General features: G+C 67.0%; 11 protein-coding genes. 7 read left to right on the forward strand and 4 right to left on the reverse strand.

The window, feature by feature from the left end; genetic code table 11:
* Positions 1-106 precede the first annotated feature (106 nt).
* The 3 genes from gyrB to dnaA form a co-directional block, all read right to left on the reverse strand.
* Entirely contained in the window at positions 107-2,728 is a 2,622-nt protein-coding gene (gene gyrB, locus BM013_RS17075) for a DNA topoisomerase (ATP-hydrolyzing) subunit B (RefSeq protein ID WP_093128828.1), read from the reverse strand.
* 135 nt (positions 2,729-2,863) lie between these two features.
* Positions 2,864-3,970, reverse strand: coding sequence for a DNA polymerase III subunit beta (gene dnaN / locus BM013_RS17080; RefSeq protein WP_093128829.1), 1,107 nt, complete (start codon positions 3,968-3,970; stop codon positions 2,864-2,866).
* 96 nt (positions 3,971-4,066) lie between these two features.
* Positions 4,067-5,446 carry a chromosomal replication initiator protein DnaA gene (gene dnaA, locus BM013_RS17085; RefSeq protein ID WP_093128830.1) on the reverse strand — a complete coding sequence of 460 codons (1,380 nt, stop codon included), beginning with the start codon at positions 5,444-5,446 and terminating at the stop codon, positions 4,067-4,069.
* 339 nt (positions 5,447-5,785) lie between these two features.
* On the opposite strand from dnaA, the gene rpmH reads away from it, so the two are divergent.
* From rpmH to BM013_RS17120, 7 genes are all read left to right on the forward strand, one after another.
* Positions 5,786-5,920 (forward strand): 50S ribosomal protein L34, encoded by a 135-nt coding sequence (gene rpmH, locus BM013_RS17090; RefSeq protein WP_007834827.1) that lies wholly within the window; start codon positions 5,786-5,788, stop codon positions 5,918-5,920.
* Between the two features lie 101 nt (positions 5,921-6,021).
* Positions 6,022-6,450, forward strand: coding sequence for a ribonuclease P protein component (locus tag BM013_RS17095; RefSeq protein WP_093128831.1), 429 nt, complete (start codon positions 6,022-6,024; stop codon positions 6,448-6,450).
* Positions 6,447-6,734 (forward strand): membrane protein insertion efficiency factor YidD, encoded by a 288-nt coding sequence (gene yidD, locus BM013_RS17100; RefSeq protein WP_007834832.1) that lies wholly within the window; start codon positions 6,447-6,449, stop codon positions 6,732-6,734. The genes BM013_RS17095 and yidD overlap by 4 nt, the downstream gene beginning before the upstream one ends.
* Positions 6,731-8,422 carry a membrane protein insertase YidC gene (gene yidC / locus BM013_RS17105; protein WP_093128832.1) on the forward strand — a complete coding sequence of 564 codons (1,692 nt, stop codon included), beginning with the start codon at positions 6,731-6,733 and terminating at the stop codon, positions 8,420-8,422. The genes yidD and yidC overlap by 4 nt, the downstream gene beginning before the upstream one ends.
* Before the next feature lie 69 nt (positions 8,423-8,491).
* Positions 8,492-9,898 carry a tRNA uridine-5-carboxymethylaminomethyl(34) synthesis GTPase MnmE gene (mnmE, locus tag BM013_RS17110; protein WP_093128833.1) on the forward strand — a complete coding sequence of 469 codons (1,407 nt, stop codon included), beginning with the start codon at positions 8,492-8,494 and terminating at the stop codon, positions 9,896-9,898.
* Between the two features lie 90 nt (positions 9,899-9,988).
* The gene (locus tag BM013_RS17115) at positions 9,989-10,450 is read left to right on the forward strand and encodes a Crp/Fnr family transcriptional regulator (RefSeq protein ID WP_093128834.1); all 462 of its coding nucleotides are present in this window, start codon (positions 9,989-9,991) and stop codon (positions 10,448-10,450) included.
* 120 nt (positions 10,451-10,570) lie between these two features.
* Positions 10,571-11,593 (forward strand): zinc-ribbon domain-containing protein, encoded by a 1,023-nt coding sequence (locus BM013_RS17120; RefSeq protein ID WP_093128835.1) that lies wholly within the window; start codon positions 10,571-10,573, stop codon positions 11,591-11,593.
* A gap of 122 nt (positions 11,594-11,715) precedes the next feature.
* Here the strand turns inward: BM013_RS17120 and BM013_RS17125 are convergent, their stop codons facing one another.
* Positions 11,716-13,701, reverse strand: a complete 1,986-nt coding sequence (locus BM013_RS17125; protein ID WP_093128836.1) for a monovalent cation:proton antiporter family protein — start codon at positions 13,699-13,701, stop codon at positions 11,716-11,718.
* Position 13,702 lies beyond the last annotated feature (1 nt).

Here is a 13,702-nt window from a genome sequence, read left to right on the forward strand (position 1 = left end):
CGCGAACGAAATTGGCGCAGATTCTGCCTCATGGTTTTTGCAATGGCCGCAATGCAAAACGCCCGGCGGGGCCGGGCGTTTTGAATGAATGCGAAGGTTCGCGCAATTACACGTCGATGTTCGCCGCGCGCAGCGCGTTCTGCTCGATGAACTCACGGCGTGGTTCCACCTCGTCGCCCATCAGCATGGTGAACACGCGGTCGGCTTCGATCGCGTCGTCGATCTGCACGCGCAGCAGGCGGCGCACGGTCGGGTCCATCGTGGTTTCCCACAGCTGGGCGGGGTTCATCTCGCCCAGACCCTTGTAGCGCTGGCGCGAAGTGGCGCGTTCGGCTTCGCCGATCAGCCACTTCATGGCCTGGCGGAAGTCGTCGACCTTTTCTTCCTTGGCGCGCTCGCCTTCGCCGCGCTTCACCAGCGCGCCTTCGGTGCTCAACAGGCCGCGGAAGGTGTTGGCGGCTTCGGCCAAGGCTGCGTAGTCGGCGCCGTGCACGAAGTCCTGCGTGATCACGCTGCTCTTGATGTTGCCGTGGTGGCGGCGGCTGATGCGCAGCAGCGGCTTGTCGGTGCGCGCGTCGAACTCGTGGCTCACCTCGGCCGGAATGCCGGTGGTGTTGAGCTCGCGCAGCTTGGCCTGCAGCGCGATGGCCGAAGCCTCGGCGGCGGGTGTGGTGTCGAGGTCGAGCGCCACGCCGTCGGCAATGGCGCGCAGCGCCTCGGCGTCCATGAAGTTGCGCAGGCGCGCAATGACGGCCTCGGCCACCTGGTGCTTGCGCGCCAGCTCGCCCAGCGTGTCGCCGCTGAGCGTGGTGGAGTTGGCGCCGCCGGTCTGCAGGCTCGCGTCCTTCAGGGCCACCTTGAGCAGGAAGGCGTCGAGCGCGGGGCCGTCCTTCAGGTACTGCTCTTCCTTGCCGACCTTCACCTTGTACAGCGGCGGCTGTGCGATGTAGATGTGGCCGCGCTCGACCAGCTCGGGCATCTGGCGGTAGAAGAACGTCAGCAGCAGCGTGCGGATGTGGGCGCCGTCGACGTCGGCGTCGGTCATGATGATGATGCGGTGGTAGCGCAGCTTGGCGACGTTGAAGTCGTCCGCGCCGCCGCCCGCGGTGGTGGCGCCGGCGCGGCCGATGCCGGTGCCCAGCGCGGTGATCATCGTGAGAATTTCGTTGCTGGTGAGCAGCTTCTCGTAGCGCGCCTTCTCCACGTTCAGGATCTTGCCGCGCAGCGGCAGGATGGCCTGGAACTTCCGGTCGCGGCCCTGCTTGGCGGAACCGCCGGCGGAGTCACCCTCCACCAGGTAGACCTCGCACAGCGCCGGATCTTTCTCTTGGCAGTCGGCCAGCTTGCCGGGCAGGCCCATGCCGTCGAGCACGCCCTTGCGGCGCGTCATTTCGCGGGCCTTGCGGGCCGCTTCGCGGGCGCGGGCGGCCTCGACGATCTTGCCGCAGATGATCTTGGCGTCGTTCGGGCGCTCCTGCAGGTAGTCGGTCAGCAGGCGTCCGACGATGTCTTCCACCGGCGCGCGCACTTCGCTGGACACCAGCTTGTCCTTGGTCTGGCTGGAGAACTTGGGCTCGGGCACCTTCACGCTCAGCACGCAGCACAGGCCTTCGCGCATGTCGTCGCCGGTGACTTCGACCTTCGCCTTCTTGGCGAACTCGTGCTCTTCGATGTACTTGTTGATGACGCGGGTCATCGCGGCGCGCAGGCCGGTCAGGTGGGTGCCGCCGTCACGCTGGGGGATGTTGTTGGTGAAACACAGCACCTGCTCGTTGTAGCCGCTGTTCCACTGCATCGCCACTTCCACGCCGATGTGCGTGCCGGGAATGCCGCCGTAGGTTTCGGCCGGCTTCTCGCCCTCTGCGTAGAACGAGTTCGGGTGCAGGACGGTCTTGCCCTTGTTGATGAACTCCACGAAGCCGCGCACGCCGCCGGCGCCCGAGAAGTCGTCTTCCTTGCCGCTGCGCTCGTCCTTCAGGCGGATGCGCACGCCGTTGTTCAGGAAGCTCAGCTCGCGCAGGCGCTTGCTCAGGATTTCGTAGTGGAAATCGTTGTTCTCCTTGAAGATCTCGGTGTCCGGCAGGAAGTGCACCTCGGTGCCGCGCTTGTCGGTGTCGCCGATGATCTTCATGGGCGAGACTTCGACACCCTGCACCGTCTCCAGCAGGCGGTCCTGCACGAAGCCGCGGCTGAACTGCAGCTCGTGGATCTTGCCTTCGCGGCGCACCACCAGGCGCAGCATGACGCTCAGCGCGTTCACGCAGGACACGCCCACGCCGTGCAGGCCGCCCGACACCTTGTAGCTGTTCTGGTTGAACTTGCCGCCGGCGTGCAGTTCGGTGAGCGCGATTTCAGCGGCCGAGCGCTTGGGCTCGTGCTTGTCGTCCATCTTCACGCCGGTGGGAATGCCGCGGCCGTTGTCGGTGACGCTGATGGAGTTGTCGGTGTGGATGGTCACGACGATGTCGTCGCAGTGGCCCGCCAGCGCCTCGTCGATGGAGTTGTCCACCACCTCGAACACCAGGTGGTGCAGGCCGGTGCCGTCGGAGGTGTCGCCGATGTACATGCCGGGGCGCTTGCGCACGGCTTCAAGCCCTTCGAGGATCGTGATCGAGCCTTCGCCGTAGCTGGTGTCGGCGGCAATGACTTCGGGCGGCACGACCTGCACTTCAGGCGTGTAGACCGGCTCGGTGTGCGGCACTTCGGGCTTGTTTTCTTCAGCACTCATTCGGGTATTCCTCTGTCTCTCACGGCATTCACCGTGATTTTTCGGGCTCTCAAAAGCTCAATTCGCCGCCTCTTGAAAGCGCAAACCCGCGGAGGGCCGCGGGCTGCGTGCGCAAGGCGCTTCGGGGTCTGTCTGCTAGATACGCATCGGCATCACGACGTACTTGAAGGATGCGTTCTCGGGGATGGTCAGCAAGGCCGAACTGTTGGAGTCGGCCAGGTCGAGCTTGACCATGTCCTGGTCCATGTTCGACAGCGCGTCGATCAGGTAGGTGACGTTGAAGCCGATCTCGATGCTGTCGCCACCGTAGTCGATGTCGAGCTCGTCCTGGGCTTCTTCCTGCTCGGCGTTGTTCGACGCGATGCGCAGCGTGCCCGGCTCGATGTTCAGGCGCACGCCCTTGAACTTCTCGCTGGTCAGGATGGCGGTGCGCTGCAGGCTGGCCAGCAGCGGCGCGCGGCCGAGCGTGACGGTATTCTTGTGGTTCTTCGGGATGACGCGGTTGTAGTCGGGGAACTTGCCCTCGACCAGCTTGGTCACGAATTCCATGCCGCCGAAGCTGAACTTGGCCTGGTTGTTGGCGAACTGCATCTCGATGGCGCCTTCGGCGTCGGACAGCAGGCGCTGCATTTCGAGCACGGTCTTGCGCGGCAGGATCACTTCCTGGCGCGGCACTTCGACGTCGAGCGTGGCCGACGAGAACGCCAGGCGGTGGCCGTCGGTGGCCACCAGGCTCAGCTGCTTGCCTTCGGCCACGAACAGGATGCCGTTCAGGTAGTAGCGAATGTCGTGCACGGCCATGGCGAACGACACTTGGGAGAGCAGGTCCTTCAGCGTCTTCTGCGGCACGCTGAACACGGGGCCGAAATTGGCGGCTTCCTGCACCAGCGGAAAGTCTTCGGCGGGCAGCGACTGCAGCGTGAAGCGGCTCTTGCCGCCCTTGAGCACGAGCTTGCTGGCGCTGGACTCGAGGCTCACGGTCTGGTCGGCCGGCATGGTGCGCAGGATGTCGATGAGCTTGCGCGCGCCGATGGTGGTGGTGAAGTTGCCTTCGTCACCGCCCAGTTCGGCGGTGGTGCGGATCTGGATTTCGAGGTCGCTGGTGGTCAGCTGCAGCTGGCCGCCGGTCTTGCGGATCAGCACGTTCGCCAGGATGGGCAGGGTGTGACGCCGTTCCACGATGCCCGCCACCGACTGCAGCGCGGCGAGGACTTTGTCTTGGTTTGCCTTCAAAACGATCATGTCTTCTTCCTCTTCTCTTATCTCTTTGAATCAGCTTGTAAGGGCGCCATTCTCCGCTGTCGCGAGGGGCGCCTTCGATGACATCCGGCTTCTTCTTCAGCCCTTGAGCGTCTGTTCGAGCACGTGGAGCTGCTGGTTGAGTTCGGTGAGCTGCTGGCGCTCGCCCGAAATCTTGCGCACCGCGTGCAGCACCGTCGTGTGATCGCGCCCGCCGAACAGCTCGCCGATTTCCGGCAGGCTCTTCTGCGTGAGCTCCTTGGCCAGGTACATCGCGATCTGCCGCGGCCGCGCAATGCTGGCCGGGCGTTTCTTGCTGTACATGTCGGCGACCTTGATCTTGTAGTAGTCGGCCACCGTCTTCTGGATATTCTCGACCGAGATCTGGCGATTCTGGATCGACAGCAGGTCGCGCAGCGCCTCGCGCGCCAGGGCGATCGAGATCTCCTTCTGGTTGAAGCGCGAGTACGCCAGGATCTTGCGCAGCGCGCCTTCGAGCTCGCGCACGTTGGAGCGCACGTTCTTGGCGACGAAAAAGGCCACTTCCTCCGGCATTTCGGCCGATTCGGCGCGCGCCTTGTTGATCAGGATGGCCACGCGCATCTCGAGCTCGGGCGGCTCGATGGCCACCGTCAGGCCCGAGTCGAAGCGCGAGACCAGGCGCTCGTGGATGTCCGCCAGGCCCTTGGGGTAGGTGTCGCTGGTCATCACGATGTGCGACTTCTTGGCGAGCAGGGCCTCGAACGCGTTGAAGAATTCTTCCTGCGTGCGGTCCTTGTTGGCAAAGAACTGCACATCGTCGATCAGCAACAGATCGAGCGAGTGGTAACGCTCCTTGAACTCGTCGAAAGTCTTGCGCTGATACGCCTTGACCACATCCGAGACGAACTGCTCGGCGTGGATGTAGAGAACTTTGGAATCCGGCTTGTCGGCGAGCAGCCGATTGCCCACGGCGTGCATCAGGTGGGTCTTGCCCAGGCCGACGCCGCCGTAGATGAAAAGCGGGTTGTAAAGATGCCCCGGCATGCCGGCCACGTGCATGGCCGCGGCGCGCGCCATGCGGTTGGCCGTGCCCTCGACCAGGGTGTCGAAAGTGAGGCCGGAATTCAGCCGGTTCTTGAAGCCGGCGGCGGCGGGCTCCTCGCCCGGGCCGGCCACGTCGCGCGGCACATCGGTTTCGGTCATGACGGCCACGGGCGCAGAGCGCACGGGCGTTTCGCGAGGAGCAAGCGCTAACTCGATGGCGACCGGCTGGCCGTACATCTTCTCGGCCATGGCGGCAATCTTGCCGGCGTACTGGGCCCGGATCCAGTCGAGCTTGAAGCGGTTGGCGACGAACACGGTCATGCGCGACAGGTCGTCGGCGACCTGTGCGGTCAGGGGCTTGATCCAGGTGTTGAACTGCTGCTCGGACAGCTCCTGCGCGAGCTGGTCGACGCAGGCCTGCCAGAGGCTTTCGCCGATGCCGTCAGTGGACATGGGCGCTTGGAAAAGTGAGGAGACCTTCAGGCATTTTTTGGTATAGGTATTGTGGATATTCTCTGCTGGAAGGCGCCGGGCATTCTAACTTGTCAAAACCTTATCCACACGCTGCGGCCGGCGCCGAAAGGCCCGCAAATCCAGTCGAAGATTGTTCCGGCGGCCAATGTTTGCGATAATTGCGGGTTTCCCTGAAAACCTCTTTGCGTTGTCACCAGCGCCCGGAGTAGGAGTTCAGGGGTCTCCCTGGGTCATCCCATTACGCTCCCCCGGCGCCCCGCGGGTCTTTTTGCGCTTTCCGCGCGAAGGCCAGCGCGAACAGGGAATTAGGAAATCACCATGAAACGCACTTACCAAGCATCCAAAGTCCGCCGCGCCCGTACCCACGGCTTCCTGGTCCGCATGAAGACCCGTGGCGGCCGCGCCGTCATCAACGCACGCCGCGCCAAGGGCCGCAAGCGCCTGGCCGTCTGACGGCAGCCCACCTGCCGTTGCCAGCAGCCGACACGTCAGCGCAGGCTCCAGCAGCCAGCGTTTCCGGTTCGACCGGCCCCGACGTGCACGGCCCGGCTTCCATGCAGCGGCTCAAGACCCGCGCGCAGTTCCAGGCCGTCCTCGCAGGTGCCACTGTGGCGCGCACTGCTCATTTCGCATTGCACCGCTGTGCGCTCGATCTCGCATCGAGCGCACAGCCGTTGTTCGCGTCCGACGACGTCTGGCTGGGTGCCATGGTGCCCAAGCGCTGGGCGCGCCGCGCGGTCACGCGCAACGCGATCAAGCGCCAGATCTATTCAGTGAGCGCCGCACCGGGCGTCGCTTTGCCGCGTGCTGCGCACGTGGTGCGTCTGCGCGCCGGTTTCGACCGCAAGGAGTTCGTGAGCGCCACCTCGGACAAGCTCAAGGGCGCGGTGCGCGCCGAGCTCCAGCAACTGCTGGCGCGGGCCGCGCGGCCTGCACGTCCGTCGCCTGAGCGTTCACCCACTTCGCCGCCTGCCTCGTCATGAAACGCCTGCTGATCGGCCTCGTGAAGGGCTACCGCCTGCTGCTGAGCCCCTGGCTCGGGCAGTCGTGCCGCTTCACGCCGACCTGCTCGGTGTATTCGATCGAGGCGCTCGAGGTGCATGGCGCGCTCAAGGGCAGCTACCTCACGCTGCACCGCATCGCGCGTTGCCAGCCCTGGTGCGACGGCGGGCACGACCCGGTTCCACCGAAATCACAGCGTCGCACTGACAAGTCAGGATCGCTGTTTTCGTCTCTTCTCTCCTCCGACAAGAAGTCTTCGTCATGAACGATATCCGCCGCACGATCCTGTGGGTGATTTTTGGGTTCTCGCTGGTGCTGCTGTGGGACCAATGGCAGGTCTTCAACGGCAACAAGCCGACCTTCCTGCCGTCGAGCAAGCCCGCCGCCACGGCCGCGGCGCCCGCCAACGCACCCGCGGCCAACGGCGTGCCGACCGCGTCCGGCACCACCGGCAATGCCGGCGCCGTGCCCACGCAGGCGGCTGCGGCCGCACCGCGCGAGCAGGTCAGCGTGACCACCGACCTGTTCAAGGCCACGATCGACAGCGAAGGCGCCACGGTCAACCACCTCGAGCTGCGCAAGTACGACGAAGCCGATCGCACCAAGCACGTGGTGCTGTTCGAAAACGGCTCGCCCGCCACCCGCTACGTCGCCCAGACCGGCCTGCTCAACCAGGTCGACACCGGTGAACGCTTCCCCAACCACCTGACGCCGATGACGCCGAAGGCCGGTCCGCGCGAGATGGCCGACGGCCAGAACACGCTGGAAGTGAGCTTCGAGAGCGCCCCGGTCGGCGGCCTGAAGTACGTCAAGACCTACGTGTTCAACCGCGGCGACTACGCCATCGGCGTGCGCCACGAAGTGGTCAATGTGAGCGACCAGCCGCGCGAAGCGCAGCTGTACATGCAGCTGCTGCGCCACGGCACCGTGGCCGCCGGCACCATGTTCGGCACCAACACCTTCACCGGTCCGGCCGCGTACACCAACGAGAAGAAGTTCCACAAGCTCGACTTCAAGGACATCGCCAAGGGCAAGATCGAACCGCCGCCGCCGGCCAACGACGGCTGGGTGGCCATGGTCCAGCATTACTTCGTGTCGGCCTGGCTGCTCAAGGGCGACCCGGTCAGCGAACAGCTGCGCCGCGAGTTCCGCGTGAAGGACCTGGGCGACAACCTGTTCACCGTGGCCATGGTCGCCACGCTGCCCAAGATCGCCCCGGGCGCCACGCAGGTCGTGAACAGCACGCTGTTCGCCGGCCCCGAGGAAGAAAAGAAGCTCGAAGCCATCGCTCCCGGCCTGGACCTGGTGAAGGACTACGGCATCTTCGCGATCATCTCCAAGCCGCTGTACTGGCTGCTGAACCAGCTGCACGGCGTGCTGGGCAACTGGGGCTGGTCGATCGTGGCGCTGGTGGTGCTGCTGAAGGCGGCCTTCTACTGGCTCAACGCCAAGGCGTACGCCAGCATGGCCAAGATGAAGGCCATCAACCCGAAGATCATGGAAATGCGCGAGCGGCTGAAGGACAAGCCGCAAGAGATGCAGCAGGAAATGATGCGGATCTACAAGACCGAGAAGGTCAATCCGATGGGCGGCTGCTTCCCCATCGTGATCCAGATCCCGGTGTTCATCGCGCTGTACTGGGTGCTGCTGTCGTCGGTCGAGATGCGCCACGCACCGTGGATTCTCTGGATCACCGACCTGTCGGCACCGGACCCCTGGTACATCCTGCCGATCGTCATGACGGCCACCTCGCTGTTCCAGACCTGGCTCAACCCGACGCCGCCGGACCCGATGCAGGCCAAGCTGATGTGGATCATGCCGCTCGCGTTCAGCGTGATGTTCATCTTCTTCCCGGCCGGCCTGGTGCTGTACTGGATCACGAACAACACGCTGTCGATCGCGCAGCAGTGGTTCATCAACAAGCGCCTGGGCGTGCTCGGCACCAAGAAGTAGCCGCACGACACCCCAGTCATCCCTCGAAGGGCCGCGAAAGCGGCCCTTTTTGCTGAAAGAATCCGCACCATGCTCGCCCTTACCACCGATCCCATCGTCGCCATCGCCACCGCCTCGGGACGCGGCGCGGTCGGCATCGTGCGGGTGTCGGGTGCCAGGCTGGCGCCGCTGATCGACGCGATCTGCGGCCGCGCGCTCAAGCCGCGCGAGGCCACCTACCTGCCCTTTCGCGACGCCGCCGGCGAGCCGGTCGACCACGGCCTGGCGATCCACTTTCCGTCGCCGAACTCCTTCACCGGCGAAGACGTGCTCGAGCTGCAGGCCCACGGCGGCGCGGTCGTGCTGCAGCTGCTGCTGGCGCGCTGCCTGGAGGCCGCGGCCGAGAGCGACCCGGTCACTGGCCGCCCGCGCCTGCCCGGCCTGCGCGTGGCCGAGCCCGGCGAGTTCAGCCAGCGCGCCTTCCTGAACGGCAAGATCGACCTGGCGCAGGCCGAGGCCATTGCCGACCTGATCGACGCGAGCACCGAAGCGGCCGCGCGCAGCGCCGGGCGTTCGCTGTCGGGCGCCTTCTCGCGCGAGATCCACACGCTGCGCGACGCGCTGATCCACCTGCGCATGCTGGTGGAGGCCACGCTCGACTTCCCCGAAGAAGAAATCGATTTCCTGCAGAAGGCCGATGCCGCCGGCCAGCTCGACAGGCTGCAGGCGCAGCTGGGCGCCGTGCAACAGCGCGCGCGCCAGGGCGCCTTGCTGCGCGAGGGCATCAAGGTGGTGATCGCCGGGCAGCCCAACGCGGGCAAGAGCTCGCTGCTCAACGCGCTGGCCGGTGCCGAGCTGGCCATCGTGAGCGCGGTGGCGGGCACCACGCGCGACGTGGTGTCACAGACCATCCAGATCCACGGCGTGCCGCTGCACGTGGCCGACACCGCCGGCCTGCGCGAGAGCAGCGACGAGGTCGAGCAGATCGGCGTGGCGCGTGCCTGGGGCCAGATCGAAAGCGCCGATGCCGTGCTGTTCCTGCACGACCTGACGCGCGCCCACCTGGGCGACTACGCCGCCGCCGACGCCGAGATCCTGGCCGGCCTGCGCCGCAAGCTGCCGCCCAGCGTGCCGGTGCTCGACGTGTGGAACAAGCAGGACGCGGCACCCGGCGCGCACCCCGAAGAAGGCATCGCCCTGTCCGCCAAGACCGGCCTGGGCATCGAGGCGCTGCGCGAACAGCTGCTGGCCATGGCTGGCTGGCAGGCCGTGCCCGAGGGCGTGTACCTCGCGCGGGCGCGCCACGTGCAGGCGCTGGCGCAGGTCGAAAACCACCTGGCGCTGGCGGCCGGCCACCTTGCGGCTCAGGCCCAGTTGCTCGACCTGCTGGCCGAGGAATTGCGGCTGGCACAGAACGCGCTGAACGAGATCACCGGCGAGTTCGGGGCGGACGACCTGCTGGGCGTCATCTTTTCGCGCTTCTGCATTGGGAAATAGCGACACGCGCGCGCAAAAGCGTAAACACTTGTAGCCGAATCTTGCGAGCTTCGCGGATACTTCGGCACACATGCGGGGGTCGAAAAAAACATGTCCATCCAGAACCTGAGCCGCGTCATCGCGGAGAACCTGAGCAGCGACGCCTTTGCGTTGACGTTCACTGTCCAGCAATGGGAGACGCTGGCGGGCTACCTGCAGCCGATCGACACCAGCATCGGCGACGTGCTGATCGAGCAGGGCACGCCCGACCGCTCGGTGTTCTTCATCGAAAGCGGTGCCGTCAGCGTGCACCGCGTCAGCAGCAAGGAGCAGATGAAGCTCGCCGTGCTCACCGCCGGCTCGGTGGTGGGCGAAGGCGCGTTCTTCTCGCGCCAGCCGCATTCGGCCAACGTGGTGGTCACCGGCGCGGGTCGCGTGTGGCGGCTCACCTCGGTGCGTTTCGTGGAAATGTCGAACCGCCAGCCGAACACGGCGCTGGAAATCGCGCTGGCGCTGGGCGCCGTGATCGCCAAGCGCATGGCGCACCGCTCCAAGCGCGTGGCCGTGACCTGAAGCGCAAATCGGCCTGCTCCACGCAACCCGCCCGAAATTTCCAGACCCCGCAGATGCGGCCATGCGCGCCATCGGCCAGCCCCGTTTTCCCCTTGGATCCCCGAGAGTAGTCAGTAAGCCATGGCCTTGATCTGTCCGGTCTGCAGCACGGAAAACCGTGACGGCGCCAATTTCTGCCGGGGCTGCGGCATCGAGCTGCCCGCCGCGCCCGACCGGATCCCCCCACCCCCGAGCCCCGAGCGCGAATGGGCCACCACCGCCCCCGCCCAGCTGCGCGCGCCGACCATTCCGGCGCCGCTGTTCGACGAGGGCAAGCCGGTGCCGCCCCCGGCGCCCGCGCCCGTCTTCGCCCGTTTCCGGGCGCCGGCACGGCCGTCGTTCTTCGGCAGGCTGAGCGGCGGCCCGCGCGACGACGACGAGCAGACCGTCTTCATGGTGCACGACGACGAAGAGCTGCCGCCCTCGCCCTCGGCCGCGCGCGCGTTTGCCCCGGCGCCGGATGACGCGCGGGCGCCGGGCGCCGAGCGCAAGAAGGCGCGGGTCAAGGTTCGCCGCTCCGTGCCGGTCGAGCCGGCGCCGCCGCGCAAGCGCGTGATCCTGCTGTGGCTGGGCCTGCTGGCCGTTGCCGTGGCGATGGTCGTGGCGGGCTGGTCGGGCTACGGGACGCGCAAGGCGCCCGCGGTGGCCGACGAAGCCGCACCGGCCGCCGAGGTGCCGGCTGCAATGACCGCACCGGCGCCAGCATCGCCCGCCGTCCCGCCCGAGCCGCCAGCCGCGGCACCCGCCGTGACCGACCCGCCCGCCGCCGAGCCCGATGCCTCCGCTGCGTCGGCGGAGGCAACGCCCACCGCACCGGCCAAGCCCGCGGTGGCCAAGACCCGCAAGCAGGCCACCGCCGCCACGCCGGCACCCAGTGCGCCCGAACCCGCGGCACCCGTTGCCGCGTCGGCCCCGCCGCCGGCGGCTCCCGCACCGCCGGCCGAGCCTTCGGCCGCGTGCGGCGACCGCAACTTCATCGCCAAGGCGCAGTGCATGGCCTCCCAGTGCCTGAAGGCCGAGTTCAAGTCGCATGCGCAGTGCGAAGCCGTGCGCCGCCAGCAGCGCCTGGAAGAAGAAAAGCGCAACCCGACGCTGATCAACTGATCCCGGCCCCAGGCTGCGCGCACTTCGTGCCGCTTCGCCTGACCCTGCCGGAAGGCGACACCAGCCGACACCAGCGGCCAGGCCAGGCTAGGCCGGCTCCGCGCGGTACCCCGGAAGGTGCTTCAGCCCTTCTGCAGCCGCTCGACCGCCATGGACAAGGCGGCGGGCTTGCCCGACAGCACCAGCGTGTCGCCGTCCGACAGCACCGTGTCGTCGGCCAGCGTGCGCGGCTGGCCGTCCTGGCGGCGCAGGCTGGCCACGCGCACGCCCAGCGTGTGCAGCGCCAACCCGGCCAGTGTCTGCCCGATGGCGCGCGCGCCGGCGCTCAGGGTGAAGCTGTTGAGCCGCTCGTGGTCGATTTCGTCGGCGTTGTCGTCGTCGGCGCCATGGAAGTAGCCGCGCAGCAGGTTGTAGCGCGCGTCGCGCTGGTCCTGCACCACGCGGATCACGCGGCGCATCGGCACGCCGACCAGCGCCAGCGCATGGCTGGCGAGCATCAGCGAACCCTCGATGGCCTCGGGCACCACCTCGGTGGCGCCGGCCGCCTGCAGTTTCTCCAGGTCGTGGTCGTCCTGCGTGCGCACGATCACCGGCACGTGCGCCGCATGCGCGCGCGTGTTGGCCAGCACCTTCATGGCACCCGGCACGTCGAGGTAGGTGACCACCACGGCGCTGGCGCGCGCCAGGCCCGCGGCCATCAGCGCCTGCAGGCGCGCGGCGTCACCGAACACCACCGAGTCGCCGGCGGCGGCGGCTTGGCGCACGCGGTCGGGGTCGAGGTCGAGCGCCATGTACGGGATGCCTTCGCGCTCCAGGATGCGCGCCAGGTTCTGGCCGCAGCGCCCGTAGCCGCAGATGATCACGTGCTGCGCGGTGTTGATGGTCTTGCGCGCGATGCTCGTCATCTGCAGCGACTGCTGCAGCCAATCGCTGGCCACCAGCTTTCGCACGATGGCGTTGCTGTACATGATGATGAAGGGCGTGGCCAGCATCGACAGCACCATCGACGCCAGCACCGGGTTGGCCAGCCACGGCGGCAGCAGGCTGCGCTCCTGCGCCAGCGTCAGCAGCACGAAGCCGAACTCGCCGGCCTGCGCCAGGTACAGGCCGGTGCGCAGCGACACGCCCGACGTGGCGCCCAGCACCTTGGCCAGCACCGTCACCAGCCCCAGCTTGAACGCCAGCGGCACCAGCAGCAGCACGCCCACCAGCAGCCAGCGCTCGACCACGATGTGCCAGTCGAGCGACATGCCCACGGTGATGAAGAACAGGCCCAGCAGCACGTCGTGGAAGGGCCGGATGTCGGTCTCGACCTGGTGCTTGTATTCGGTCTCCGACACCAGCATGCCCGCGATGAAGGCGCCCAGCGCCAGGCTCAGGCCGGCCAGCTCGGTGAGCCAGGCCAGGCCCAGCGTGATCAGCAGCACGTTCAGGATGAAGAGCTCCTCGCTGCGCCGCCGCGCCACCAGCGTGAGCCACCAGCGCATGACGCGCGGGCCGCCGTACAGCAGCACGCCGATCAGGAAGCTCGCCTTCAGCAGCGCGAAGCCCAGCGCCTTGGCCAGCGCCTCGGGCGGCGCGCCCAGCGCGGGAATCAGCACCAGCAGCGGCACCACGGCCAGGTCCTGGAACAGCAGCACGCCCATCACGCGCTTGCCGTGTTCGCTCTCGAGTTCGAGCCGCTCGGCCATCAGCTTGACCACGATGGCCGTGCTGCTCATGGTGAGCGCGCCCGACAGCGCCAGCGCGGTCTGCCAGCCCAGCCGCCACGACGGCGGCAGCCAGTGCGCGATGACCAGCGCGCCGATGGTGGCGATGGTCATCGTCAGCAGCACCTGCAGCAGGCCGAGCCCGAACACGTGCTTGCGCATCGCGCGCAGCTTGGGCAGGCTGAACTCCAGCCCGATCACGAACATGAGGAACACCACGCCGAACTCGCCCAGGTGCTGGATGCCTTCGGTGTTCTGCGCGAGCGCGAACGCGTGCGGTCCGATGAGCACACCCGCCGAGAGATAGCCGAGCATCGGCGGCAATTTCAGGGAACGGCAGGCCACCACGCCGATCACCGCGGCAAGGAGATACAACAGCGTGAGATCGAACGAAGACATG

The sequence above is a fragment of the Variovorax sp. OK605 genome, assembly GCF_900115445.1.
GTDB lineage: Bacteria > Pseudomonadota > Gammaproteobacteria > Burkholderiales > Burkholderiaceae_C > Variovorax.